Annotated in this window: 39 protein-coding genes, 9 tRNA genes and 1 pseudogene; 38 read left to right on the forward strand and 11 right to left on the reverse strand. The window is 35.0% G+C overall.

What is annotated here, in order from left to right:
* Window positions 1-111 precede the first annotated feature (111 nt).
* From G8Y85_RS08070 to G8Y85_RS08090, 5 genes are all read right to left on the reverse strand, one after another.
* Complete coding sequence (locus G8Y85_RS08070) at window positions 112-1,080, reverse strand: foldase protein PrsA (RefSeq protein ID WP_037567588.1); 969 nt, start codon at window positions 1,078-1,080, stop codon at window positions 112-114.
* A gap of 212 nt (window positions 1,081-1,292) precedes the next feature.
* Window positions 1,293-1,832: a DUF3267 domain-containing protein gene (locus G8Y85_RS08075; protein WP_103346382.1), complete on the reverse strand. Its 540-nt coding sequence runs from the start codon at window positions 1,830-1,832 to the stop codon at window positions 1,293-1,295.
* Window positions 1,833-1,884: 52 nt separating this feature from the next.
* Window positions 1,885-2,415 carry an HTH-type transcriptional regulator Hpr gene (locus tag G8Y85_RS08080; protein WP_060551372.1) on the reverse strand — a complete coding sequence of 177 codons (531 nt, stop codon included), beginning with the start codon at window positions 2,413-2,415 and terminating at the stop codon, window positions 1,885-1,887.
* Window positions 2,416-2,514: 99 nt separating this feature from the next.
* A complete protein-coding gene (locus tag G8Y85_RS08085) occupies window positions 2,515-2,871 on the reverse strand; it encodes a YtxH domain-containing protein (RefSeq protein WP_165805667.1) in 357 nt (118 codons plus the stop codon).
* Between the two features lie 79 nt (window positions 2,872-2,950).
* Window positions 2,951-3,379 (reverse strand): HIT family protein, encoded by a 429-nt coding sequence (locus tag G8Y85_RS08090; protein WP_103346384.1) that lies wholly within the window; start codon window positions 3,377-3,379, stop codon window positions 2,951-2,953.
* A 130-nt stretch (window positions 3,380-3,509) separates the two neighbouring features.
* Here G8Y85_RS08090 and ecsA point away from each other — a divergent pair, with 130 nt between their 5' ends.
* Both ecsA and ecsB read left to right on the forward strand, forming a co-directional pair.
* Window positions 3,510-4,247 carry an ABC transporter ATP-binding protein EcsA gene (gene ecsA, locus G8Y85_RS08095; RefSeq protein WP_107371082.1) on the forward strand — a complete coding sequence of 246 codons (738 nt, stop codon included), beginning with the start codon at window positions 3,510-3,512 and terminating at the stop codon, window positions 4,245-4,247.
* Window positions 4,244-5,458 (forward strand): ABC transporter permease EcsB, encoded by a 1,215-nt coding sequence (gene ecsB / locus G8Y85_RS08100; protein ID WP_165805668.1) that lies wholly within the window; start codon window positions 4,244-4,246, stop codon window positions 5,456-5,458. Before ecsA ends, ecsB begins: the two co-directional genes overlap by 4 nt.
* 47 nt (window positions 5,459-5,505) lie before the next feature.
* On the opposite strand, the gene G8Y85_RS08105 is transcribed toward ecsB, so the two are convergent.
* Window positions 5,506-6,036 (reverse strand): antibiotic biosynthesis monooxygenase family protein, encoded by a 531-nt coding sequence (locus G8Y85_RS08105; protein WP_105996400.1) that lies wholly within the window; start codon window positions 6,034-6,036, stop codon window positions 5,506-5,508.
* A gap of 196 nt (window positions 6,037-6,232) precedes the next feature.
* Here G8Y85_RS08105 and hemE point away from each other — a divergent pair, with 196 nt between their 5' ends.
* The 13 genes from hemE (at window position 6,233) to G8Y85_RS08170 (ending at window position 11,326) form a co-directional block, all read left to right on the forward strand.
* Window positions 6,233-7,276, forward strand: coding sequence for a uroporphyrinogen decarboxylase (gene hemE, locus G8Y85_RS08110; protein WP_103346388.1), 1,044 nt, complete (start codon window positions 6,233-6,235; stop codon window positions 7,274-7,276).
* A gap of 22 nt (window positions 7,277-7,298) precedes the next feature.
* Window positions 7,299-8,222 (forward strand): ferrochelatase, encoded by a 924-nt coding sequence (gene hemH / locus G8Y85_RS08115; RefSeq protein ID WP_103346389.1) that lies wholly within the window; start codon window positions 7,299-7,301, stop codon window positions 8,220-8,222.
* 13 nt (window positions 8,223-8,235) lie between these two features.
* Window positions 8,236-9,639, forward strand: coding sequence for a protoporphyrinogen oxidase (hemY, locus tag G8Y85_RS08120; protein ID WP_060551365.1), 1,404 nt, complete (start codon window positions 8,236-8,238; stop codon window positions 9,637-9,639).
* A 91-nt stretch (window positions 9,640-9,730) separates the two neighbouring features.
* Window positions 9,731-10,276, forward strand: coding sequence for an RBBP9/YdeN family alpha/beta hydrolase (locus G8Y85_RS08125; RefSeq protein WP_234022043.1), 546 nt, complete (start codon window positions 9,731-9,733; stop codon window positions 10,274-10,276).
* Between the two features lie 167 nt (window positions 10,277-10,443).
* Window positions 10,444-10,518, forward strand: a tRNA-Glu gene (locus G8Y85_RS08130).
* 100 nt (window positions 10,519-10,618) lie between these two features.
* Window positions 10,619-10,692: transfer RNA gene (locus G8Y85_RS08135), tRNA-Met, on the forward strand.
* Between the two features lie 8 nt (window positions 10,693-10,700).
* Window positions 10,701-10,777: transfer RNA gene (locus G8Y85_RS08140), tRNA-Asp, on the forward strand.
* A 9-nt stretch (window positions 10,778-10,786) separates the two neighbouring features.
* A tRNA-Phe gene (locus G8Y85_RS08145) sits at window positions 10,787-10,859 on the forward strand.
* Between the two features lie 12 nt (window positions 10,860-10,871).
* Window positions 10,872-10,944 (forward strand) — tRNA-His (locus G8Y85_RS08150).
* Between the two features lie 13 nt (window positions 10,945-10,957).
* A tRNA-Gly gene (locus G8Y85_RS08155) sits at window positions 10,958-11,031 on the forward strand.
* A 10-nt stretch (window positions 11,032-11,041) separates the two neighbouring features.
* A tRNA-Asn gene (locus G8Y85_RS08160) sits at window positions 11,042-11,116 on the forward strand.
* 1 nt (window position 11,117) lies between these two features.
* Window positions 11,118-11,189 (forward strand) — tRNA-Glu (locus G8Y85_RS08165).
* 48 nt (window positions 11,190-11,237) lie between these two features.
* Window positions 11,238-11,326, forward strand: a tRNA-Ser gene (locus tag G8Y85_RS08170).
* A 52-nt stretch (window positions 11,327-11,378) separates the two neighbouring features.
* On the opposite strand, the gene G8Y85_RS08175 is transcribed toward G8Y85_RS08170, so the two are convergent.
* The 4 genes from G8Y85_RS08175 to G8Y85_RS08190 form a co-directional block, all read right to left on the reverse strand.
* Window positions 11,379-12,428 carry a site-specific integrase gene (locus G8Y85_RS08175; RefSeq protein WP_165804962.1) on the reverse strand — a complete coding sequence of 350 codons (1,050 nt, stop codon included), beginning with the start codon at window positions 12,426-12,428 and terminating at the stop codon, window positions 11,379-11,381.
* A 64-nt stretch (window positions 12,429-12,492) separates the two neighbouring features.
* Entirely contained in the window at window positions 12,493-13,500 is a 1,008-nt protein-coding gene (locus G8Y85_RS08180) for a DUF4352 domain-containing protein (RefSeq protein ID WP_143564875.1), read from the reverse strand.
* A gap of 14 nt (window positions 13,501-13,514) precedes the next feature.
* Entirely contained in the window at window positions 13,515-13,979 is a 465-nt protein-coding gene (locus G8Y85_RS08185; protein ID WP_165804961.1) for an ImmA/IrrE family metallo-endopeptidase, read from the reverse strand.
* A gap of 14 nt (window positions 13,980-13,993) precedes the next feature.
* A complete protein-coding gene (locus tag G8Y85_RS08190) occupies window positions 13,994-14,326 on the reverse strand; it encodes a helix-turn-helix domain-containing protein (RefSeq protein WP_107360854.1) in 333 nt (110 codons plus the stop codon).
* Between the two features lie 174 nt (window positions 14,327-14,500).
* Here G8Y85_RS08190 and G8Y85_RS08195 point away from each other — a divergent pair, with 174 nt between their 5' ends.
* From G8Y85_RS08195 to G8Y85_RS08205, 3 genes are read left to right on the forward strand one after another with little or no spacing between them, the layout of a single operon-like run.
* Window positions 14,501-14,743, forward strand: a complete 243-nt coding sequence (locus tag G8Y85_RS08195) for a helix-turn-helix domain-containing protein (RefSeq protein WP_165804960.1) — start codon at window positions 14,501-14,503, stop codon at window positions 14,741-14,743.
* A gap of 12 nt (window positions 14,744-14,755) precedes the next feature.
* Complete coding sequence (locus G8Y85_RS08200; protein WP_165804959.1) at window positions 14,756-15,523, forward strand: phage antirepressor KilAC domain-containing protein; 768 nt, start codon at window positions 14,756-14,758, stop codon at window positions 15,521-15,523.
* Between the two features lie 12 nt (window positions 15,524-15,535).
* Window positions 15,536-15,769, forward strand: coding sequence for a hypothetical protein (locus G8Y85_RS08205; RefSeq protein WP_165804958.1), 234 nt, complete (start codon window positions 15,536-15,538; stop codon window positions 15,767-15,769).
* Between the two features lie 16 nt (window positions 15,770-15,785).
* Here G8Y85_RS08205 and G8Y85_RS08210 read toward each other — a convergent pair whose 3' ends face one another.
* Window positions 15,786-15,947 (reverse strand): hypothetical protein, encoded by a 162-nt coding sequence (locus G8Y85_RS08210; RefSeq protein WP_165804950.1) that lies wholly within the window; start codon window positions 15,945-15,947, stop codon window positions 15,786-15,788.
* A gap of 148 nt (window positions 15,948-16,095) precedes the next feature.
* On the opposite strand from G8Y85_RS08210, the gene G8Y85_RS08215 reads away from it, so the two are divergent.
* The 20 genes and pseudogenes from G8Y85_RS08215 (at window position 16,096) to G8Y85_RS08310 (ending at window position 24,211) form a co-directional block, all read left to right on the forward strand.
* A complete protein-coding gene (locus G8Y85_RS08215; protein ID WP_107396783.1) occupies window positions 16,096-16,308 on the forward strand; it encodes a hypothetical protein in 213 nt (70 codons plus the stop codon).
* On the forward strand, window positions 16,302-16,478 hold the full coding sequence (locus G8Y85_RS08220; protein WP_165804957.1) for a hypothetical protein: 177 nt from the start codon (window positions 16,302-16,304) through the stop codon (window positions 16,476-16,478). Before G8Y85_RS08215 ends, G8Y85_RS08220 begins: the two co-directional genes overlap by 7 nt.
* Window positions 16,479-16,558: 80 nt before the next feature.
* Window positions 16,559-16,828 carry a hypothetical protein gene (locus G8Y85_RS08225; protein ID WP_165805669.1) on the forward strand — a complete coding sequence of 90 codons (270 nt, stop codon included), beginning with the start codon at window positions 16,559-16,561 and terminating at the stop codon, window positions 16,826-16,828.
* Window positions 16,825-17,043, forward strand: coding sequence for a DUF2483 family protein (locus G8Y85_RS08230; protein WP_015978220.1), 219 nt, complete (start codon window positions 16,825-16,827; stop codon window positions 17,041-17,043). The genes G8Y85_RS08225 and G8Y85_RS08230 overlap by 4 nt, the downstream gene beginning before the upstream one ends.
* Complete coding sequence (locus G8Y85_RS08235; RefSeq protein ID WP_165804955.1) at window positions 17,040-17,684, forward strand: ERF family protein; 645 nt, start codon at window positions 17,040-17,042, stop codon at window positions 17,682-17,684. The genes G8Y85_RS08230 and G8Y85_RS08235 overlap by 4 nt, the downstream gene beginning before the upstream one ends.
* Window positions 17,677-18,096, forward strand: coding sequence for a single-stranded DNA-binding protein (gene ssb / locus G8Y85_RS08240; protein ID WP_165804954.1), 420 nt, complete (start codon window positions 17,677-17,679; stop codon window positions 18,094-18,096). Before G8Y85_RS08235 ends, ssb begins: the two co-directional genes overlap by 8 nt.
* A gap of 11 nt (window positions 18,097-18,107) precedes the next feature.
* Window positions 18,108-18,785: a putative HNHc nuclease gene (locus tag G8Y85_RS08245; protein WP_165804953.1), complete on the forward strand. Its 678-nt coding sequence runs from the start codon at window positions 18,108-18,110 to the stop codon at window positions 18,783-18,785.
* Window positions 18,778-19,482, forward strand: coding sequence for a helix-turn-helix domain-containing protein (locus tag G8Y85_RS08250; RefSeq protein ID WP_165804952.1), 705 nt, complete (start codon window positions 18,778-18,780; stop codon window positions 19,480-19,482). The genes G8Y85_RS08245 and G8Y85_RS08250 overlap by 8 nt, the downstream gene beginning before the upstream one ends.
* The gene (locus tag G8Y85_RS08255) at window positions 19,482-19,829 is read left to right on the forward strand and encodes a hypothetical protein (RefSeq protein ID WP_165804951.1); all 348 of its coding nucleotides are present in this window, start codon (window positions 19,482-19,484) and stop codon (window positions 19,827-19,829) included. The genes G8Y85_RS08250 and G8Y85_RS08255 overlap by 1 nt, the downstream gene beginning before the upstream one ends.
* On the forward strand, window positions 19,816-21,063 hold the full coding sequence (locus G8Y85_RS08260; RefSeq protein WP_167710372.1) for a DnaB helicase C-terminal domain-containing protein: 1,248 nt from the start codon (window positions 19,816-19,818) through the stop codon (window positions 21,061-21,063). The genes G8Y85_RS08255 and G8Y85_RS08260 overlap by 14 nt, the downstream gene beginning before the upstream one ends.
* Window positions 21,063-21,281, forward strand: a complete 219-nt coding sequence (locus tag G8Y85_RS08265; RefSeq protein WP_165805670.1) for a hypothetical protein — start codon at window positions 21,063-21,065, stop codon at window positions 21,279-21,281. The genes G8Y85_RS08260 and G8Y85_RS08265 overlap by 1 nt, the downstream gene beginning before the upstream one ends.
* Window positions 21,268-21,576, forward strand: a complete 309-nt coding sequence (locus tag G8Y85_RS08270; RefSeq protein ID WP_165805671.1) for a VRR-NUC domain-containing protein — start codon at window positions 21,268-21,270, stop codon at window positions 21,574-21,576. The genes G8Y85_RS08265 and G8Y85_RS08270 overlap by 14 nt, the downstream gene beginning before the upstream one ends.
* Window position 21,577: 1 nt before the next feature.
* The gene (locus tag G8Y85_RS08275; protein WP_165804965.1) at window positions 21,578-22,009 is read left to right on the forward strand and encodes a hypothetical protein; all 432 of its coding nucleotides are present in this window, start codon (window positions 21,578-21,580) and stop codon (window positions 22,007-22,009) included.
* Window positions 22,006-22,191, forward strand: a complete 186-nt coding sequence (locus G8Y85_RS12370; protein WP_165805672.1) for a hypothetical protein — start codon at window positions 22,006-22,008, stop codon at window positions 22,189-22,191. The genes G8Y85_RS08275 and G8Y85_RS12370 overlap by 4 nt, the downstream gene beginning before the upstream one ends.
* Window positions 22,187-22,414: pseudogene (locus tag G8Y85_RS12375) on the forward strand (DUF3310 domain-containing protein); the annotation flags it as partial. The gene G8Y85_RS12370 and the pseudogene G8Y85_RS12375, both read left to right, overlap by 5 nt.
* Window positions 22,411-22,902 carry a nucleoside 2-deoxyribosyltransferase gene (locus tag G8Y85_RS08290; protein WP_165805674.1) on the forward strand — a complete coding sequence of 164 codons (492 nt, stop codon included), beginning with the start codon at window positions 22,411-22,413 and terminating at the stop codon, window positions 22,900-22,902. The pseudogene G8Y85_RS12375 and the gene G8Y85_RS08290, both read left to right, overlap by 4 nt.
* Window positions 22,899-23,111: a DUF3269 family protein gene (locus G8Y85_RS12525; RefSeq protein ID WP_165805675.1), complete on the forward strand. Its 213-nt coding sequence runs from the start codon at window positions 22,899-22,901 to the stop codon at window positions 23,109-23,111. Before G8Y85_RS08290 ends, G8Y85_RS12525 begins: the two co-directional genes overlap by 4 nt.
* Before the next feature lie 14 nt (window positions 23,112-23,125).
* The gene (locus tag G8Y85_RS08300) at window positions 23,126-23,536 is read left to right on the forward strand and encodes a hypothetical protein (protein ID WP_165805676.1); all 411 of its coding nucleotides are present in this window, start codon (window positions 23,126-23,128) and stop codon (window positions 23,534-23,536) included.
* Window positions 23,533-23,865, forward strand: coding sequence for a hypothetical protein (locus G8Y85_RS08305; RefSeq protein WP_165805677.1), 333 nt, complete (start codon window positions 23,533-23,535; stop codon window positions 23,863-23,865). Before G8Y85_RS08300 ends, G8Y85_RS08305 begins: the two co-directional genes overlap by 4 nt.
* On the forward strand, window positions 23,852-24,211 hold the full coding sequence (locus G8Y85_RS08310; protein ID WP_165805678.1) for a thermonuclease family protein: 360 nt from the start codon (window positions 23,852-23,854) through the stop codon (window positions 24,209-24,211). The genes G8Y85_RS08305 and G8Y85_RS08310 overlap by 14 nt, the downstream gene beginning before the upstream one ends.
* Window positions 24,212-24,261: the final 50 nt, after the last annotated feature.

Below are 24,261 nucleotides of genomic sequence, written 5' to 3' on the forward strand. Positions count from 1 at the left end.
TAATAAGCGCACAATTACTTTTCTGCATAATGAAAAATCATGTTAATCATAAAAAGAGCTGCTAATAACGCAATTTGCGTTGTTAGCAGCTTTTAGTAAGCGTGTAAAATATTACATTCCCATATTTTGTTGACCTTGTGACCCTTGAGAAGCTTGTTCTTTTAAAGCTTTAGGATTTAAGATGTTATCTTCAATCGCTTTTTTAATATCACTGTCTTTATAGTCAACTTTGTATTCATCTAATAATTTTTTATATGCGTCAGTTAGAATTTCAGGTTTCTCCTGAAGTTTATTTTGAATGAATTTTTCCTTTAATTTTGATTTTTCTTTGTCAAAATCAGTCGGTTTGTCAGCTCGGATAATGTGATAGCCATAATCTGTTTTAACCACATCTGAAATTTCACCATCTTTTAATTTAAATAGTGCTTTCTCAAAAGGTTTTACCATTTGACCTTTAACGACATAACCTAAACTACCATTTTTATCTTTACTTGAATCCATAGATTCGTCTTTGGCAATCTTGTCAAAATCTTTAGGGTTTTTATCAAGTTGCTTCTTAATGTCATCAATTTTCTTTTTAGCCTCATCATCTGATAGGCCTTCTTTATCATTTTTATCTTGCTTCACTTTTATTAGAATATGAGACGCTTTTTTCGTATTATCTTTAATTTCTTTATCAGAGATATCGACTTTCTCATTTAACAACGCTTTTTGGTATTCCATCATTTTACGTTGTTCTTTGTATTTTTCCATTGTCATACCTTGTTGCTTAAGAAGGCTTTCAAATTGATCTTTCCCACCATACTTTTTGATTTCACTATCAATTTGTTTTTCAATGTCATCATTGTTTACTTTTTCACCATATTTATCTTTTAAAATTTTGCTTAAAAGAACTTTGAATGAGTTACTCGCAATTTGATCTTTACCAATTTCTTTCATAACATCTTCAACTTTAACATCGCCAGCTTTTGAAGAAATAAGCGTTTGATCTTTAGATGTTGGTGTGTCATTCCCACATGCCCCTAAAATAACAGCGCTGGCTGTGAGAGGAATAATCATTTTTTGTAAACCTTTCTTCATTGTGTTAGCTCCTTTATTTTTAAATTATCACAAATAATATTACCATATTGTAAGTAGCATACCAATGAAGAAGGGTAGAACTAAGACTAATTTACGAGAAAAAACGTAGTATTTAAATCTTTTTTAAGCTAAAGATTCAATTACTACGTTTTGTAATAAATTATATTTAATGTTATTTAATTTGACATTGAAAAGGTAAGTGTCTAAAAAGTTCATTTTTTTTCGAGAATCATCAGACCATTAATATGTTCCTCGATATAATCGCCTTGTCTAGAAAAAATGATAATTTTCAAATAGAGTAAATCCATGACAGCATACCCCGCGTTTAAAGCAAGTAAAAACATCGCATAATGACCGTATTCAGGAAAATGTCGCGCCATTATAATCATGATCAATGTAATCACGATTAACGGCATTAATAAACAAATGCAAAAATAGATTTTTCGTATCGGCCTATCAACATATATGTTGTAAAAAGGGAACCAACTATTACGTAATAACTTATGTATTCTAAAATACTTTACATAGGGGATTACCGTAATCAAATGAATTGCTTTATGAATCGGATATAAAAGTATTAATAAGACCAAAAATGTAAAAAAATGTTCGTCAGTTAACCTTACATTATATTTGAAATGAAAAATTTCGAAACTAATAAAAAACGTAATAACCATTGTGACAAAACTAATAAAAGCAATACGTGGTAGCCCAAATCGCGAATGTATATCTATTGAGCGCGAGCAATTCAACATTATGCATACTCCTTTAAACATATAATAGATAACTTGTATTATCTACGTTCGTTTACTCAACGTCAAGCAAATGTTTTCTTAAATGATTATGACAAGCATTGACATCATCAATAAAGTCTTTACCATGCATCTTAGCAACTAAATAATGAGCATCACTAAAATTAGGCTTATGAAACATTTCTGAACTGAATTGTTCAGAAGCTTGATATACAGTGTTATTTTCAATATTATACTGTTCAAATATTTCTTCGATGAGCTTCGTACCATTATCTGTTAAATGTATATAAGTATTACGCTTATCGTTCGTGTCTTTTTCAAGCGTTAAAAGTCCTTGTTGTTCAAGTCGCTTAGCAAAGTTGTAAGCTGTTGAAACATGCATCACACCATATCGTGAGATATCTGAAATTGTAACACGACCAAATGCATAAATTGTCATTAAAATCAGATGTTCGTTCATTGTAATACCTGATTTACGTAGCCAATTTTGCCAATCGCGTTCCGCATTTTTCCATATCACTTTAGATAGCATGGCTGCTTTGTGAGTGAAAAGGATACTTTCAATTTGTTTTTGTTTATCAGTCATACGCACCGCTCCTTTCTCAAACTATAAAAAAACATGATACTCACCGTATCATGTTTTAATACTATTATATCGAATTATTGTTTGATAAACACTACAAATTTACTTTTTAGATGGAAAATTTGTAATTTCTTCGCCACGATTTTGTAAATTTTCTATGTGGGATTGTAATCTTTTTATATTTGGATCGATATCCGATTGGAATTCACCAATCATCGTTTTAACTTCATCCCCGATAGATCCAGCCAATGATTGGCTTTCTGACTTAATGTCGTTAACGTAACTTATAATATCGTTGATACTACGTTTAATATTATCAACTTCTTTTTCTAAATCTGATTTAGGTTTTTCTACTGTAGTACTTTCAATACGTGTAGATTTGTCGCGTTTCATTAGCGCTACACCAAGCCCTGTAGCTACGCCTGCAGCAAGACCTAAAGTAATTTGTAAGGCTCTCATACTTTTCCTCCTCTGAAGCATTTTAATATTTCATACCCATTATAACGAATATTCATGCATAAGTATGTGGATGTACAAACTATTGTTGGATTTTATCAGCAATTTGCTGAGCTATTTTGGTTTTAGCTTCATCATTAAATGCATCTTCGTGAGTTTCCCATTGGTAATCAAAACCATCCATGTCATTTTTATAACGTGGAATCAAGTGAAAGTGAATATGGAAAACAGATTGTGAAGCATATTCACCATTATTTTGAACGATATTTAAACCGTCTGGGTTAAACGCATCTTTAATAGCATTTGCAACGATAGGTAACGCTTCACCAATATGTTTCATCGTTTCAGCATCTGTTTCATAGATATTTGCTGAAGGTTTCTTAGGTATAAGTAATGTGTGTCCTTTTGATAATTGTGATATATCCAAGAAAGCATAAACATGGTCATTTTCATAAACTTTAAAACTTGGAATTTCTCCATCGATGATTTTTGAGAAGATTGTTTCAGCCATTCCTTTTCGCTCCTATCATTTTTTTAATCATTATAGCATTAGTTCATCATTCTGTAACGTTTCAAGAGCGTTTATAAATAGCAATATTGCGTTATTTTATGTACAATAAATTTCACGGAGGTGCAGGATAATGACTGTACAAGTTACAAATTTAACAGGTGGTTATGGAAGAACACCGATAATTAAAAATATCAACTTTTCACTCAAACCTGGAGAAATTGTTGGCTTAATAGGTCTCAATGGGGCTGGTAAAAGTACAACAATCAAACATCTTTTGGGATTACTTACACCTATGGAAGGGGAAATGTCGATTTCAAACATAAATATTAAGGATGATATAGAAGCATATCGACGCCGTTTATCCTATATACCAGAGTCACCTATCATTTACGATACCCTCACGTTAAAAGAGCATATCGAAATGACAGCGATGGCATATGATATTGATGTGCAAACTGCAATGACACGTGCCAAGCCATTATTAAAATCATTTCGTTTAGAAGATCAACTGAATATTTTTCCAAGCCATTTCTCTAAAGGAATGAAACAAAAAGTGATGATCATATGCGCATTTATCGTTGATCCAGATTTATACATTATTGATGAACCATTTTTAGGACTTGATCCAATCGGTATTCAGTCAATGTTAGATTTGATGGAATCGAAAAAACACGAAGGACGTACAGTCCTTATGAGCACACATATTTTAGCAACAGCGGAAAGATACTGTGATCGATTTATCATTTTAGATCAAGGAGAAATTGTAGCGATGGGAGATTTGGATGCGTTGCGTCAACAAGCGCAAATGCCTAATAGTACACTTGATGACATATATATTAAAGTGACACATCAAGGAGCTTCTCTATGAATAATGTGAAAGCTTTATATCAAGTTAGGCGACTAAAAGATTTTGAAGAAAAACGCCACTATAACAAGTTCATTTTTAATGGTCACTTTTCAGTATTTCTTGTCATTTTATTAGGTGCTTTTATTTTAGGATATGGTGAATGGTTACGTGCTATCCCAAAAGGCATCAATTATTTGCTTATCATGTCAGTACTTTTATGTTTGACTTCGCTTTTTCCATTAAAAACGCGACTACAAGAAGCTGATCAACTTTTCTTACTGCCATTTGAAAATAGCATGAAACAATACGTTAAACGCTGTATTACGGCCAGTTATATCTCTCGGATACCCTTACAAGTAATCGTACTTATCGTTTTTTATCCTTTATTTCATACGTTATATCCGAATGACACTGTACATTTTTATATCCTTGTCCTCTTGGCGCTTATTTTACCCTATTTAGGTCTAATATTGAGATGGCAATGGTATTTGTACGGATTAGAAAATTGGTCTATTAATGTGTTATTAATGATATTGAATTTATCTGGATATTATGTTTGGCTAGATGGTAAGTCTTATATGGGGTTTGCAAGTGTTGTTTTTATGCTTGGTCTTATATATATGTTAAGAAATATGAATGCCAAAAAGCACTTTCCATGGCATTTTATGGTAAATCAAGCACATCAACATCAAGCGAACTATTATAAATTTGTGAATATGTTTACCGATGTTAAAGGCTTCACAGCACCTTCTGCTAGAAGAAAATACTTGGACATTTTCTTACGTCAACCAAGAGAAATGAATAGTAATACGATGTACTACTATTTATTTAAACGTCATTTTCTTCGGGGGAAAGATGCATTTCATTTAACACTTCGTTTAAGTGTCATCATTTTAGCTTTAATGATTTGGTTACATCAACCAATTATTAGTCTTATTATCGGAAGTTTGGGCATGTATATCATTATTCTACAAATGTCGCAATTTTATACACAAGAAGCTTATGGCTTATGGCCTCAAGTATGGCCTGTTTCTGACTTGAAAGTCATCCAAGGCTATCAAAAGTTTTTATATCGTACAGTCATAGTTGTAGGGATATTGCTGAGCTTAATGTATATTATTTTTAATATACAATATGCGTACTTTGTAATGTTCTTTTTTGTAGTAGGCATTTTAACAGTGAGAGCGACGGTTAAAAAATTAAAATATCAAGAAACATTATTACGTGATTAAAAAAGAGGAAACGCGGTGTCTTAGCACCATGTTTCCTCTTAATTATTTTATGCATTATCTTCTTGTTTAGAAATGTCTTCTTCAGAAATAGGGTAGAAGTAACGTTCTAAATAAGAACTATGTGCACCGGTTACACCAGATAATGAACGTACCGCATCTTTAGAAAAGTTTTCTCTAAATACAGATGACTTTTTGAAATCTTCGTATGCAGTTCTTGATTCAAAACCAAACATAACTTTATATACATTTTCTTTTAATGGTTTTAATAATCTAAAACTTTTGTATCCTTCAAAATCCGATAATGTCGGATAATAGGCATCTAATTTCTTTTCTAATTGATATTTATGGTCTTCCGAAGTAGGGATAGAGATAACAGCTTGGAAATCATTTTCAGAAATGTCCCCAACACGAGATAATGAACGAAAAGCATTAGGTTGTTGGAAAACACTTTCTTTTTCAGTTTCATCAATTAATACGGAACGATCATCTGATGAAAAAATGAGTAAGTTTCTATCTTTATTATTGAGTTGAATCTGGTGTATATAACCATACGTACCATAAGTGATATATAATTTCATGGTGTTTCCCTCCTTAATATTGAACTTATTATACTTTTTTTTACGGTAAAAGACCACAATTTATAATACCCATTTGAATACTTTATAAAAGTGCAATTTTAGATTTTAAAATTTTATGACATTTGAGTACCTTGTAAGCGTTATATACGTTAAATATGCTATAGTTGATAGGAATGAAGTTTTTAAGGAGGTTCTCATGGTTACACCGTTTAATGATACGATTTTAAAAGCGATAAAAGGGGAACAAATCAAACATACTCCTGTCTGGTTTATGCGACAAGCAGGGCGTTCACAACCTGAGTATCGTAAATTAAAAGAAAAATATTCGTTATTTGAAATTACACACCGACCTGAACTGTGTGCTTATGTCACTGCTTTACCAGTAGAGCAATATGACACAGATGCAGCAGTTTTATATAAAGATATTATGACGCCTTTAAAGGCAATTGGCGTTGATGTAGATATTAAATCTGGCATAGGACCTGTTATTTCAAATCCTATACGTCAAATGTCTGACGTTGAACAGCTAGGGCAAATTGACCCTAAACGTGATGTGCCTTTCGTACTCGAGACGATTCAATTGTTAACGTCTGAAAAATTGAATGTACCACTCATCGGCTTCACTGGGGCACCATTTACATTAGCGAGTTACATGATTGAAGGTGGACCATCCAAAAACTATAACAAGACGAAAGCGTTAATGTATAGCGACGAAGCGACTTGGTTTAAATTAATGGATACACTGAGTGAGATGTCAATCACTTATGTAGGGGCACAAGTTGAAGCAGGCGCTCAATTAATTCAAGTTTTTGATTCATGGGTAGGTGCTTTGAATCAATCAGATTATGATTATTATATCAAGCCATGTATGGAAAAATTGGTTCGAGGTATTAAGTCTTTTAATGTGCCTGTGATTTTATTTGGTGTTGGTGCGAGTCATTTAATTTCATCTTGGCATCAACTTCCAATAGATGTTTTGGGTCTTGATTGGAGAACATCCATTAAACAAGCTGAATCATTAGGTGTGACTAAAACGGTGCAAGGTAATCTCGATCCTAGTATTTTACTCGCACCTTGGCCAGTCATTGAAGAAAGATTAAAACCAATATTAGATCAAGGAATAGCGCATGGTTCTCATATTTTTAATTTGGGACATGGCGTTTTCCCAGAAGTAAAACCAGAAATTTTACAACGGGTATCAAAATTTGTACATGATTATACAGGGGAAATATTAAAATAGACTTGAAAAAGGACGGATTTGGATGAAAAAAGAAGTCGGTTTATTAGTAATGGCGTATGGGACTCCGTATCAGAAAAGTGATATAGAACCATATTATACGGATATCCGACGTGGACGTAAACCTAGCGAGGAAGAATTAAATGATTTAATATCCCGCTATGAGGCAATTGGGGGGTTATCACCACTTGCGAAGATTACTGAGCGTCAAGCGCATGCAATTTGTGAAGCATTAAATGATATGCAGTCTGAAGTTACGTATAAATTATATATAGGGTTAAAACATATACATCCTTTTATTGAAGATGCTATTTCAAACATGCATCGTGATGGTATTACAGAAGCGGTTACAGTCGTATTAGCGCCACATTTTTCAAATTTCTCTATCGGTTCATATGATAAACGTGCTGATAAAAAAGCAGCTGAATATGGTATTCAACTTCGCCACGTGCAACACTATTATCATCAACCTAAATTTATTGAGTACTGGACGATGAGAGTTAACGAAATTTTAGCGAATATACCTCAAGAAGAGCATGATCAAACAATGCTTATTGTATCTGCACACAGTTTGCCTGAGAAGATGATTAAAGAAAGTAATGATCCTTATCCAAAAGAACTTGAAAATACGGCTATCGCTTTAAAAGAACAATCTGCTATTCAAAATATTGCGATAGGGTGGCAATCTGAAGGCAATACGGGGACGCCTTGGTTAGGACCAGATGTTCAAGATTTAACACGAGACCTTTATCAAGAACACCAATACAAACATTTTATTTATACACCTGTAGGTTTTGTAGCCGAACACCTTGAAGTACTTTACGACAATGATTATGAATGTAAAGTGGTGTGTGATGAGGTGGGAGCTATGTATCACAGACCGCCTATGCCAGATACGCATCCACTCTTTATAGGTGCTATCGTAGACGAAATCTCTAATTTGAGTTAAAGGTGTGAGGTCAATGACAAAAGTTGCAATTATAGGGGCTGGTATCACCGGTCTATCAAGTGCTTTCTTTATAAAAAAACACTTTCCAAATGTGGACATTACAATATATGAAGCTTCAGATGTTCCAGGTGGTAAAATTAAAACAGTATCTCGTGACGGTTATACCATCGAATTGGGCCCCGAATCTTATTTAGGGCGTAAATCGATTATGACGGAAGTAGCTAAAGAAGTGGGGATACCTGAAGAAGATATCATCACAAATCAAACGGGTCAGTCATACATATTTGCCCGTAATCAATTATATCCGATTCCAGGTGGCTCAATTTTAGGTATCCCTACCGATATCAAACCTTTTGTGACGACAAAATTAATTTCGTTTAAAGGTAAACTACGCGCATTAAAAGATTTAACACGTAAACCCATCTCGATGAATGAAGATATATCTGTAGGGGCATTTTTTAGATATCGACTAGGAGATGAGATTTTAGAAAATCTTATCGAACCGTTATTGAGTGGTATATATGGTACAGATATTGATCAATTAAGTTTGATGAGCACATTTCCTAATTTTAAAACCTTAGAGGACACACACGGAAGTATCATGAAAGGAATGCAAAAGGTACGTTTGCATCGAGAAAAGCAAGATCAACATAATACTGAAGGACCTCAAGGCCAGTTTAAACAGTTCCGCCATGGATTGTATGATTTAATCATCCAACTTGAACGATGGCTTAAACAACATCATGTAGCATTTGAGTATAATACGCCAATAGAAAACCTTGTACGTCAACAAAAAGGATACAATGTTGTAACAGCGCATGAGACCTCCACATTTTTTGATGGGGTAATTGTTACGACACCGCATCACGTTTTTCATAAATGGTTTGAAGCTGATCCAGCTTTTGATTATTTTAAACACTTAGAAGCCTCATCAGTCGCAACTATTGTATTTGCTTTTGATGAAAAAAATATTAAAAATACGCATAATGGCACAGGTTTTGTGATTGCTAGAACAAGCAATACCTCCATTACAGCTTGCACATGGACGACAAAAAAATGGCCACACACGACACCTGATGGCAAGGTACTTATTCGTGCCTATATTGGTAAGCCGGGTGATGATATAGTTAAAACACATAGTAATGAAGAACTTGTTGCTATTGCCAAAAAAGATCTGTCTCAAATGATGACATTTTATGATGAACCTGACTTTACAATTGTCAATAAAATGATTGATGCGAGTCCTCAATATCATGTTGGCCACATTCATAATATTAAACGTATTCAAGAACACATTTATAAAGAATATCCACATCTTCAAATTACTGGCGCGCCATTTGAAGCGGTGGGATTACCAGACTGTATCCAACAAGCACAAGATGCAGTTCAGAGGTTGATTCCTAGAATTCAAACATAAAAATAATGATATCAGCAGGACTTGGCCTTAATGCTAATGTTTTGCTGATTTTTGATTTGTAAAATAAAAGGGGATGATTTAATTGACTCAAGTGTATATTGCACACGGTTATCATGCAGATCCTTATCAACATTGGTTTCCATGGTTAAAAAATGCTTTAGAAATTGAGGGACATGATGTAAAGGTGATTAAATTTCCAAATCCAGATACACCTCGCGTTGAAGAATGGATCCGTGCTATGAATGAACAAGTGCAACATTTAAACCACGATACCTTATTTGTTGCACATAGTTTAGGTGTCATCACAACGTTGAAATTTTTAAATGACGCAGACATTTCTTCAATAGGTGGTGTTGCACTCGTTTCTGGTTTTAAAGATCGTCTACCGCATATGCCAGAATTAGATGCGTTTGTCGACCAACATATAGATTATGATGCTTTAAAAATAAAATTGAATCATCGTTTTTGTATTGCAGCTAAAAATGATACTATTGTGCCTTTTTCTTATACAGCAAAACTCAGTGACGTATTAGGTGCAAAGTTGTACGTGCAAGAAGAAGGAGGACATTTTTGTCAGGAAGATGGTTTTGAGTCGTTTAATTTCCTTAAACAAAAAATTATTCAAAAATTAGATTGAGTGTGCTATTTATTAGATGATAAATAAAGAAAATGTTAATACTTTGAAACTAATTGTAAGCTTTTTACCTTATGAGTTCTAAATTACACATTTTCTTTGTGGAAAAGCGTTGACCTTTTAATAATCTGACTATATACTAAGAAAGTCCTTAAGGGATTTAGCGCTGTGGCTCCTTGGTCAAGCGGTTAAGACACCGCCCTTTCACGGCGGTAACACGGGTTCGAGTCCCGTAGGAGTCACCATTTAATTTTATTTACAATTTTAAAATTAATTTAAAAAAGTGTTGACATTCCTTACAATAATTGCTATGATGTAAAGGTAGCTGATTTTAAATAACATTATCGCGGGATGGAGCAGTTCGGTAGCTCGTCGGGCTCATAACCCGAAGGTCGGTGGTTCAAATCCGCCTCCCGCAATTACTTTAGGTCCCGTAGTGGAGCGGTTTAACACGCCTGCCTGTCACGCAGGAGATCGCGGGTTCGATTCCCGTCGGGACCGCCATTTTAATATGGTTCAGTAGCTCAGTCGGTAGAGCAAAGGACTGAAAATCCTTGTGTCGGCGGTTCGATTCCGTCCTGAACCACTTTCAATCACGGCGGCTGTGGCGAAGTGGTTAACGCATCGGATTGTGGTTCCGACATTCGTGGGTTCGATTCCCATCAGCCGCCCATATCGCTAAATGCGGGTGTAGTTTAATGGCAAAACCTCAGCCTTCCAAGCTGATGTTGTGGGTTCGATTCCCATCACCCGCTCCATTTTTATTGTTCCACAGTAGCTCAGTGGTAGAGCTATCGGCTGTTAACCGATCGGTCGTAGGTTCGAGTCCTACCTGTGGAGCCATGGCCCCTTGGTCAAGCGGTTAAGACACCGCCCTTTCACGGCGGTAACACGGGTTCGAGTCCCGTAGGGGTCATATAATCAGAAGTGAAACATCGCTTCTGATTTTTTTGTTTATATCTTTGGAGAGTTGTCCGAGTTGGCCGAAGGAGCACGCCTGGAAAGTGTGTAGGCGCCACAAGCGTCTCGAGGGTTCGAATCCCTCACTCTCCGTACTAAAACCTTGATATGACAAGATTTGAGAGTAGCAAGTGTCAAATATGTGTCAAGAGAATAATTCTCTGACACGTTGACCTTGCTCTTTTTTATGTTCATCGAGTAAATGTGAATAAGTGTCAAGTGTGATTGATATGTTGTAATGTCCTAACCGTTTACTGATATATTCGATTGGTATGCCTTTTGAAAGTAAGTAAGATGTATGTGTATGTCGCAGGGCATAGGGTGTGATTGAGTTGTCATCTAAACCAATATGTTCTTTAGCATGGTTAAATGCTTTAGCTACTGCGTTATGACTGATTTTGAATAGTTTACCATCAAAAGAGCGTGGCAACTTCGACAGTTTACTTTTGATATGTTTAACATCCTTTGTAGTAACTTCCACAAATCTATCAGCATTAGCAGTTTTAGTACCTCTTAAATGTATAATACCTTCTTTTTCATTCAAGTCTAATTCAATCATATTTATAACATCGCTGAATCTAGCACCTGTTATAGCTAAAATATATAGGAATACATAACTCATTTCATCACGTGTTTTAAAATATTCAATCATGTCTAAATATTGTTTAATAGTCATAAATTTAGTAGATTCCTTTTTTGCTTCTTTCGTCCCTTTAACATCCACATTGTAGGTAGGGTCTTTCTTTAAATAACCATCGTATACGGCATCTTTAATACAGCGAGACAAACAACCATGTACTTTGCGTACTGTTTCATCCGCACGATCATTACCGTATTCATTTAAAAACTTTTGGTATTCAGAACGCGTAATATTCTTGACTAACATGTCATCGCCGAAATAATCGTTAAACAAATTGATTGCTCTTTCATACCAGTAAAACTGGCGTTTGGATAAGTTGCGCTTATTTTTTATTTCTATCCAATCCCAGTAATATTTAGAGAATAATTTGTTATCCTCTAAGTTGAAACCATTCTCTAATTCATTGATTAATTGTTGCGCAGCATTCGTTGCCTCTGCTTTAGTTTTAAATCCTGATTTTCGTTTTTTCCCCGACTTAAAAGAGGGGTGCTTTACATCATATTGCCATGATGTAGATGTTTTATTTTTGCGTTTTGTCACTGTAAATGACGCCATTTTACTCACTCCATTTCAAAAAAAGGAAAAAAATAATAAGGGTACGTGGGGGTACCCTTTAATTTTATTCTTCATTTACAAAATTACCGGTTTCTATGTTGTATAAATCCCCGCCGCTATTAGGGTCAAAATTCATATTATGTTCAACCATTTGCTTTTTTAATTCGATGACTTGTTGATTATTATGCTCAACTATTCTTGGATCTACTGGATCGTCTTCAGTTTGCGTTTTATTGCTAGAATCCTTTTGACCATTGTTAGACTCTTTAGTATTTGGATTTACTACATGATCAATGTGTTGTTGTTCATTGGAAGTTTGAATTCTCGCGTCATTTATTGATGAATTGCTAGCTACTTCATCATTACCATTTAAATCAATTTTATTTGAATTGTCTTCGCTACCTTTAGATTTAGCGCTTTTTTTACTATCAGATAAGTCAAAAGTGACTTTTTTAGAACTGAATAGACTTGATGAAATTTCGAGTTTTTTATCTTTTGCATTAGCTACCGCATCAGAAACATCGAAAACTACTTTACCTTCTGCTGTACTATCAGGGTTGACTTGCTCTAAAAAGAATGAATTTTTGATACTTCCAGTTTCTGCTTGGTTTGCAGCTAGTGAACCAGCACTATCAGCATCAAAAGTTTTATCATCAGATTTTAATTTAAACATATTGCTATCTATTGTTAATGACTCTTTCCCTTTGTTTTTAATTGATACATCAACTACAACATATGAATTTTTTGGGTATGATGGTGCAACTGATGGGCCAACTTGGTTAGCTGTTTCAACAGAGTTAACTTGAACTTCTAAATCTCCATTTTTGGCAGTTTCGCCCATTTTGTATGTTTTATTATTATCTTGACCTAAATTCTTAACACCACCAGTGAATAATGCTGTACAAGCGCTAAAAATAACAATCATAATAACAAAAGCTATAAGACAACCGCCACACCCCCACAACCAACGCTTTTTAGTTTTGGATTTACGCTGTTCATCTTGTTGACGCTGAAACGCTTGGAATTGTTCCCACTGCTTTTTCTGTTGTTCGTCATGAAAATTTTCTCCCATTTTAAAACTCTCCTTTATTCAATTTTTTTATATTCAAAAACTCTTAAAGGCTCAAATTCAATTAAATAATTACCAAAAAGAGTATTTAAACCATACTTCTTTTTATAATGCTCAATACAATCTAGTACGTGACCTTCTGAAATCTCAAAAAAATTAGCAAGCTCATACAGATTGTGTACACCTTGCTTAAACGCTTGGACTATACCCGATAGAGGCATAGATGTTTCGTATGAGTAGCGTCTTGCGTAATTTTCGAATTTTCTATTATTGAACTGTGATTGATCTAAGATGTTACCATATGAAAGTTTGTGGTGTGCTATTTCTTCATGTAAGATTTCGTGCTTTCTGCTTTCAGGTAAATCTTTATCAATTAATATAACGAAATCAGCACAAACACCATCATATCCCTTTGGTAGTTTTACATTATCTTTAATTTTAATATGTTGATTCTCTATTAGTAGTTGTTCGTACTTAGACAAATATATCTTCCCCTTTATTTATCTTCGTTTTTAAACCTTTCGACTAGAGACATGATGTAGTCGATATCTTCTTGTTTTAGTTCACCCTCTAGGTGAGCAGCTAAAGTTTGAGGTTTTTGTAAATCCAATTCTTCTCGACCACTTAATTCATCTAAACTTACACCAAAAAAATGAGCTAATGCTGATGCGTGGGTAACAGATGGTGATGTTTGATCTTTTTCCCATCTATCAATAGAGGCCTTTGAAAACTTAACATCGTATTTTTTATTCAACTGATTTGCCAATTCTACTAACGTTAAATTTCTTTTTCTACGCAAAGCTATAAGATTTTGACTGAATTTAGACATTTTATAATCTCCTTGTTTGTAATTTACAAACTTATTATATAAGTTTGTTCTCACTTTTGCAACTATTTTTACAAACTTTTTTCTCAAAAGTGAAATTTATTTGTTGACATCTCATAAATGGGAATGTAGAATCAATAGTGTAATCTCATAAATGAGAAATGAGAGGTGAGAAAATTGAATAATAGAAGATACAAAAAATTGAGATTGCTTCTGGAAGATAGAAATATTAAACATCAACAAGTAGCAAAAGATATCGGAATGGCACCAGCTCGTTTTAGTCAAAAAATAAACAGAAATAAAAGTGACTTTACTTTAGCTGAAGCTAGCAGAGTGTGTGATGTGCTTGATATTTCATTAGATGAATATTTTTATGTTCAAGATTTCTCGAAAATGAGAAAAGAAGCTATAAAAACTTAAGGAGGACAAACGATGCAACTATTACAGGAAGTCAAAATCGAAAACAACAAGGAATTAGGAGCAGTTGTTTCTAGCCGAGTTGTAGCAAATGAATTAGGTAGAAGACATGACAATGTTAAGAGAGATTTAGAACAAATTTTAATGTCCTCAAAAGTGAGTACATTAATTATCGATAGTAATTACAAAGATTCAAGAGGTAGAAATCAAAAAGAATACCTACTCACAAAAGATGGTTTCACTCTATACATGTTCAACATTCAAGGTCACAACGAATTCAAAATGGCGTACATCAACAAATTTAACGAAATGGAACAACAAATTAAACAGCCTACCGCAAGTTACATGATCGACGACCCAGTCAAACGCGCTGAACTTTGGATTGAAGAACAAAAAGAAAAACAGGCATTACAACTAGAAAACAACATGCAAAAACAAAAGATTGCCGAATACGAACCGAAAGCATCTTATTTAGACACTATTTTAAATAACAAGAGTTTAGTTACAGTCGGACAAATTGCAAAAGATTATGGTATGTCAGCTCAAGCGCTAAACAAGTTATTACACGATTTAAAGGTTCAGTATAAACAATCAGGACAATGGTTACTTTATTCAAATCTACACGACAAAGGTTACACACATTCTTCTACAACGGAGATTGAACATAAAGACGGTAGCACATCGGTTCGCATGAATACTAAGTGGACGCAAAAAGGTAGATTATTCATTTACGACTTACTTAAAGATAACGACATTCTACCCACAATCGAACAACCAAATTAAGGAGGACAAACAATGTTTAAAAAGAAAAAGAAACAACCCTATAAATGTTACGTAGAAACAAACTTATCAGAACTCAAATTATTATTTAACGAACTAAAAAGCTTGGTAGCAAGAGCTGAGAATAAACAGATTGAATTAAAAAGAAAAGTAAGTGAATACGAAAGTTTAGTTAGACAAACAGAAAACACTATCAAAGAAATTAACAAATTCAAGCTCAAAGCGAAAATAAAAAAAGGTGACGAATAGACGCCACCTAGAAAGATTAGGAAAGTTTCATTTCAGTTTTACATTTAGGGCACTTGGCTTTCGATTTTTTAAGATCAACAGTGTACTTCCTTCCACAGTTTACACAATGAACTTCAATATATCGAGCAGCCTTTCCTAGAGCTTTCTCTAATTCTTTCATACCTTTGATTTTTGCCAAAAGCTTCACCTCTTTTCATAAGGAGATAAAAACATTATACATGAAAGGTTTACTTATATGACTACATTACTAATCGCATTAAATATTATCGCGTTCATCACATGTGTGACGCTGCAATACAAAAATAGATATTAAAGGAGTGATATTCATGGAATTTATAGGTTTTGCAGACGCAAAGGAGTTTATCAAAGTTTCGGGTATCTCTCGTAACGATTTAGAAAAACACGTTTATAGCAATCGTGAATTTCAACAAACGTGTATGTATCGTTTTGGAAAAGGAAACAAGCGTTACATCGAGATTAAACCCGCATTGAAATTCATTAAAGAGAACATATTGAGGAGGGAGACGGACTTATGGTGAATAAAATAGCTGCTTTAATTGTAGCTTTGATGACTACATTCGTAATCACAACGATATTCGCATTCAATGCATATTTCACAACTACATTGTTTGTAGCGATAACAACTGTAGTAACAACTTACTACGCTGCGAAGTATGTGATTCAAACATTAAAAAAGACTGAATGCTAGCTGCAACTAGCAAACAGTCGGGGTCGGAGAATTAACATTAGATTCCGACCTCATTATATCAAAAATGGAGGTAAACGCAAATGTTAAAAGAAAAACGAATGACTATCGAACAGATGTTAAGAATTCAACGTGAACTCGATAGATGTCGAGCCTATTCCGACAACGTATGCACAGTAGAAGGAATAAATTATGACAGTGGTACTAGAGGAATCGCATTTAATCACGTTGGTTTTAGATACCCAAATAAAATTAAATCAATTTACATTTATGACTGGGAATCACCAGAGGTTATAGAGGAGAAAGTAAACAAGATCAAAGATGTCATCGCAGGGGAGGCACTTATCAAATGAAAACAATAGTGACCTATTTCTATAAACATAAAGATTTAGATTTATATATCACTAACCGGCCAACCGACGCTAACCCAACTATTAAATATTCAACAGACAAGCGTGATGCACGTAAATTTGATGGGACAGAAGATGTGTTAATAGACACTAGCGCACATGAAATCTATAAGCACACGCACACTGAAACTGACGAAATTGAAAGGGTGGAATTATGAATAAATCTGAATCAGTTGTTGAAATCAATAAGGCGATGGTCGCTTTCCGCAAAGAAGTTAAGCAACCACTCAAAGATAAAAACAATCCTTTCTTCAAATCAAAATATGTACCTCTTGAGAATGTTGTAGAGGCTATTGACGAGGCTGCAACACCTCATGGATTGTCATATACCCAATGGGCACTAAACGACGATGAGGGACGTGTAGGAGTCGCTACAATGCTCATGCATGAAAGTGGTGAATATATCGAATATGACCCCGTGTTCATGAATGCAGAAAAGAATACGCCACAAGGTGCAGGGTCATTGATTAGTTACCTCAAACGTTACTCATTATCAGCAATCTTTGGGATTACAAGTGATCAAGACGATGACGGTAATGCAGCAAGTGGAAAGAATAACAACCCTAAGCAACAGAATAGAACCCAATGGGCTAGTAGTGAAACGATAGGAACTTTAAAAAAAGAAGTTATAGCATTTACAAACTTGATTAAAGGTACCGATAAAGAAGCACCACAAAATGTAGTAGAACAAAAATTCAATATAAACAACTATAAGTTAACAGAAAAACAAGCAGCAGAAGCTCTTAATAAAATACGAAACAATGCAAAAAATATTACTGGAGGAAATAATAATGCTTAACAGAGTTGTATTAGTAGGACGATTAACAAAAGACCCTGAATTCAGAACGACGCCATCAGGCGTAGATGTATCAACATTCACACTTGCGGTAAATCGCAATTTCAAAAGTAAAGATGGAGAACAACAAGCTGATTTTATTAATTGCGTTGTATTCCGCAAGCAAGCTGAAAACGTCAAAAACTTTTTAAGTAAAGGTAGCTTAGCAGGCGTTGATGGACGGATGCAATCACGCAGTTACGAAAATAAAGAAGGTCAACGAGTATATGTCACGGAAGTTGTGTGCGACAGTGTGCAATTTTTAGAACCTAAAAATAATGGTCAATCAAACAATCAACCTAAACAACAGCGAGGACAAGCGCAGGATAATCCTTTTGATAACGGTGATGACGAGTTCTCAGATTTGCCTTTCTAGGACGTGATTAGATGCCTTTAATTACTAGTTACATCACTCAAGATGACGGCACGACAACTGTTGTCATCTCGGGTGTTGAATTGGGCGATAAAGAAACGCTACTACTCGATAACGGATTCGATGTAGAAGTTGATGTCAACGTCTTAGATCCGTTCCAAATTACCGACAAACAACGTCGTAAGATATTTGCCTTAGTCAAAGATATAGAAGAGCATACGGGGCAACCTATGGATTATATGAGGCATATGTTCATTGAATGTGCGAGAACATATCACGGATATGACAATCCTATATCACTTAGTAATTGCACTCGAACACAAGCTTCACAAATCATCGACATCACATTGGATTGGGTGTTTGAGAACGGAATACCCCTCAGTTATAAGACAAGTGAATTGTTAAAAGGAGATAAATCAAAACTCTACTGGTCAACGGTCAATAGAAACTGCGTCATCTGTGGTAAACCTCATTCGGATTTAGCGCATAGATATGCGGTAGGACGTGGGCGTGATAGAACCAAGATAAATCATTACGGCAACCAAGTATTAGCGTTATGTCGTGAGCATCACACAGAGCAGCACAACATAGGTATGGATAGCTTTAACGATAAATATCACCTACACGACAGCTGGGTTGATGTCGACGATAGATTAAACAAAATGTTGAAAGGAGGAAAAGTAGATGACTGATCAACCAAGTTACTACTCAATTATTCCTGCAAGCGTAAGGTACGACAAAGATTTAAAACCTATGGAAATCATAATGTATGGTGAAATAACCGCACTGGCAAACAAATACGGCTATGCCTACGCTAGCAATAGTTACTTTGCAGAGTTGTATCAAGTCCATAAAAAAACAGTTTCGAACTGGATTAATCACTTAAAAGAAAAAGGCTACATTCGTACTGTTGTTACAAGAAACGAAGATATGTCTGTAAAAGACAGAAAAATTTATATTATACCCCCCTATGAACAAAAAGATGGAGAGGGGTATCAACAAAAAGATTCCTACCCTATCCACAAAAAGACGGAAGAGAATAATACAAGGTTTAATAATACAAGTATTAATAGAGACAGAGACGAGACATCTAAATTATTTCAATTAATTAGTAAAGAATTAGAAATGATACAAAGTCCTTTAAAAGTACAAAAATTAGAACAATGCATTGAGTCTTTTACAACAAATAAATCAGAGGTAGTAGAAGTTGCTGTTGATTACTGTAAACAGAACAAAAAAGGTATCAACTACCTTATTAAGGTTTTGGAAAATTGGAGAAAGGAGAACATTAGCTCAAAAGAAGAAGCAGAAAAGAAAGTTAAAACCAAAAGGCAATCATCGAAATCTGCATTAGATGAAATAGCAGAGGAGTTAGGAGTTGGCTTCTGATGATGAGTAAACAAGAAGCGTTAACTATTTTAAGGCTAATTGATAATGCTTATACCATGAACTTCACAAAAGAAGCAGTGGAAACGTGGATAGATATCATTTCTGAAAAAGGGGATTATGAACCCACATTACGTAAGACTAAAAACTACATTGCTAACAATGGATATAAGCCAAAAGTGGCTGACATTCTTGCGTATAAACCTAAAGAGTTTAATTATACGCAAGTGCCAGAGGAACAAACAAAAGAATATTTGCTTAAAAACGACCCTGAATATCTAAAAGGTTTGGAAGAAGCGCGGCAGCGTTGGCAACGCATGAGGGAGGAGTTAGGATTTGACAAGGATTGATAGATACACAACTGAAAAAAGTCTTATATCTAACCTTATGCGTAACCCTCAATTGATAAGTAAGCTGAAACTCAAACCTGAAATGTTCGAAAGTGAAGATGCAAAAAAGTTTATCGAGTATGTACTAGACAAGGGTAAGGTCGATTTAAACGACATTTACTATAAGTGTCGTAACGATAAAGATTTTATCTCAACAAAAACATTGTCAGAAATTTATAACTTTGATGTTGCTGAAGTATCTTACTTTATGGATGATCAACTGAATCTATTGAATGACTACATTGTCAATCAGTCTGTTAATAAGATTAACGATTATCTGCAAGAACCTGACGGACAAAATTTAAAGATATTAACAGATGAGATTAAAGCACTTCAGGAATTGAGTATTGAAAAAGTTAATCCCACTGATACGTTCCTTGAAGAAATCATGACGAATGTATTAAGCGATAAACCTAGAGAATTTATTAAGACGAAGTACAACAGTATTGATAATAAAATACTGGGTTTTGAAAAGTCGCAACTCAACATATTAGCTGGACGACCTTCAACAGGTAAAACAGCATTCGCTTTAAACATCATGTGGCGTATTGCACAACAAGGTTATCCGACATCGTTCTTTAGTTTAGAAACCGGAGGAACGAATATAGGAGAGCGTTTAATATCGATGATTACCAACATTCCGCTCACTAAGATCAAGCAATCGGAAGGGCTATCTTTAGACGAAACAAATCAAATCATGGACGCCATCAATCAAATTAAACAGTTACCGCACTTATCTATACATGACGGTGCTGTCATTACTCCTAGAGACATTCGAGAACAGGCAATGGAAGAAAGTGACAAACCACACGTGATATTCATTGACTACTTAACACTAATGAAGTCTGACGTACCGATGAAAGAACGCAGACTAGAAGTTGAGAAGATAAGTCGAGACCTTAAAATCATCGCGAAAGAAACAGGTTGCATCATTATCGCACTTGCTCAATTAAGTCGTGGGGTTGAATCTCGACAAGACAAACGCCCTATGATGAGCGATTTAAGAGAAACTGGCGGGATTGAACAAGATGCGCATTTCATATTCATGTTATATCGAGATGACTACTACGATAAGGATCTAGTAGATAACGAAACTGGTAAATCAGATATCGAAGTTAACGTTGTTAAAAATAAAGATGGTGAGACGGGTGTGGTTCAAATGGAATTTTATAAAAAAAGTCAGAGGTTCTACTAATGACTATCGGAGAGATGCAAGACTTTTTAGGAGACCTCTACAGAGACACATATAAAGGCGATACGCTCATCCAAATCAATTTGATACAAATGGGTTGGGCAATAGAAAGATTGCTTGATAGAGGGCAAATTACGCCATTTGACGACTATGACAAAGTGAGTCACTTCATCTTTGATGAAATTGACTTTACGCAAAGGAGTAGACATGACAGAGGCTGAAATACAGAAACAAATAATTGAATCTTTGAATAATTCTGAATGTCAGGTGTGGCGTGCTAATGCTGGAATGGTTCGAGTAGGTAAAAGGACATTAAAACTTTTACCAAAAGGCTTTCCTGACATATTCGGAGTGAGACTAAAAGATGGCAAGTTTATAGCAATTGAGATTAAAAAGCCGACTGGAAAATTATCAAGTGAACAAATTGAATTTCAACAGTGGGCATTAAAACACAAGATTATATACGGCGTCGCATATTCAGTAGAAGACGCACTAAAAATTATAGAGGGGGATTAACATGCGTACAGTAATAGCATTAAAACGTAATGGAGAAAGACCAACGCAATCGGAAGTTGATAATTGGGACCAAATCAAGACGGAAAGAGCGTATCAGGAATACAGAAGTAAACGTAAAGAGAAACCATGGTTAAAGACAGTGAGACAATCTGTGCCAGCAAGTCCCTATTATCGCGAGTTGTGTCGGTATGTAGGTGTACCTTGCAAAGAGCCTGGAGATTTTGAAGAGGTTAAACCTGAAAAAGAAGTAGAACTCATCGAATTTCCTGAAATTAAAAACGACAAATCAAAAGTGTGGACTTATAACGGACAAGAATTCACTACAAATCAGTTAGCTAAGAAGGTTGGTGTCGATAGAAAAGTAATTACTCAACGTATCCGTAAGGGTTGGACCATAAGACACATATTAAAACACGGTGGTGTTATCTCATGAAAATAAGAGAATTAAACATTGATGATCGTGTTGCATTTTATGTGGATGGTGAACTTTATGAAGGCAAAGTGACTGAACCTTATTACAACTTCAAAGGTAAAGAAAATGCCGAAATCGAACTAGAAAATGGATTTTATTATTATCTAACAGATGACGACGATTGGGAGGCTATTTATGACTAATAAAGATGTGGTTAATCAACCACCACATTACACATACGGCGACATTGAAGTGATTGATTACATTGAGCAGGTCACTAAAGATTACCCTGCAGAAATGGCGTTTGCGATTGGTAATGCTATTAAGTACATCAGTAGAGCGCAACATAAGAACGGTAAAGAAGATTTGGCGAAAGCTCGTTGGTATCTACAAAGAGCGTTTGATAATTGGAGTGATAAGCGATGAAACAAGTCTATTTAGGCGGTGGCATGTTAGATCTAGGTGACCAAATGAGACGTGAATATGAAAAAGCAGAATTAACTAAATTAGGTTACAAAGTTTATGCGCCACAAGATGATAAAGATATTAACGATAAAGACAATGCAAATCAAGATGGTTTGGCAGAACGTATTGTATTAAATGACACGTTAGGTATGCAGAGTAGTCAAATCTTGATATTCGATTACCTCCCTCATAATCAAGGCACGATTTGCGAAATGGGATTTGTACAGTACATGCTTAAAGATTTATCTAGGTTAAGCACACCTATTAATGCGATTCCTAAAGTCTATGTGCAGTGTACAGATGTTAGACAAGGTACAGGACATATTTCGAAAGAACAGGACAGACAAGAGTTCTCGATCAATCAATATGTGTATGGCGTGATTTTAGAAATTACAGAGGGCAGAGGGATTCAGACTTTTGATGAGATACTGGAGGACTTAAAAATATGAACACATTCCACTTATATAACAGTGCAGAAGAAAAAGTAATGATTGTACGTGAAACCGACGGAGGCTACAACATGCGGGGTTTTCCGCAATCACATTATAGTCATGTGGACGACTTCTTCACTTACGCAGAATTCAACGAATACAAGGCAATACACAATCTGATGTATGCGCAAGAGTTAGGGAGTCAGATAAGTATTTTTGATATGTAGGGAGGGCGAATGGAATGGTGAAGATTAAAGTTAAAAAAGAAATGACACTACCCGAACTGATTCAGTGGGGTTGGGACAATAAAATTGAAAATGAAAAGTTTTACGGGAGTTTAAGAGGATGCGTTCATTTTGATAATTACTATTGTATTGGTATTGATGAGTACGGTGTTGTAAAACCCGAAGAAACTTTTGAAGTCGAGGTCGAAGAAGAAATCACAGAGGAAACTATAATACCAAATATGGCAAGTGTTTTGACCATGAATAATAAACCACGGGTCACTATGTTTCATGAATGTACAATACAAGATTTTATAGATGATTATATAGAATATCCGCCTGCATCAAACGAAAAACTGATGCTTTACATGGTAAACGATGACCGTACTATGACACTAATATACAAAAATGGGGAGATGGTGGGATGAAATTAACATTATATGACTTAACAAATTCTCAAAATGATATACGTAAGTATTTGGTATCGAAATCGAAAATATATGTAAACGGAGATAAGCTGTATGACGTTGTGATTGAGGTTGACGACTACAAATCAGAACGTGACACACTCATCGAAGACATTACCCGTTTACGTGATGAACGTGACATGTATAAACAGAAGATTGTTTATATTTCTAACCAATATTCTACTGAAATCGAACAAGCATTGAATAACAAAGAATTACAAGAAAGTTTGTTCTTGCTAGAAAAAATAAAAATGGATTTAGATGAGGTGCTGAAAGATGACCCTAAATAATAAACTCTACATTTTTAAAGCCAAAGTATTACGTGTGGTAGACGGTGATACTTTGGAGATGCGCATTGATCTAGGTTTCCATACGCATACGGTACGTAAGGTTAGATTGCTAGGTGTAGATACGCCAGAGCGTGGCAACCCTGGATACAACGAAGCGAAATCATTTACGACTAGCACTGTGCTAGGTAAGGATGTGTACGTGCAAACGTATCAAGCAGACGCTTTCGGCAGGTACCTAGCTGACGTGTGGTATCAAGAAGGCGAAAACGAGTTTAGATTGAGTCACGAGTTGAGTAATAGAGGGTTAGTTAAAGAAGGCAGTAAATGGAATGAGGAGGACGAGTAAGTGAAAAAAATAATAATAACTGGCATTACGTTACCAGCATTATTGGGTGT

Origin of the sequence: Staphylococcus sp. 11007852, assembly GCF_011394325.1 — a bacterium.
Classification (GTDB): domain Bacteria; phylum Bacillota; class Bacilli; order Staphylococcales; family Staphylococcaceae; genus Staphylococcus; species Staphylococcus agnetis.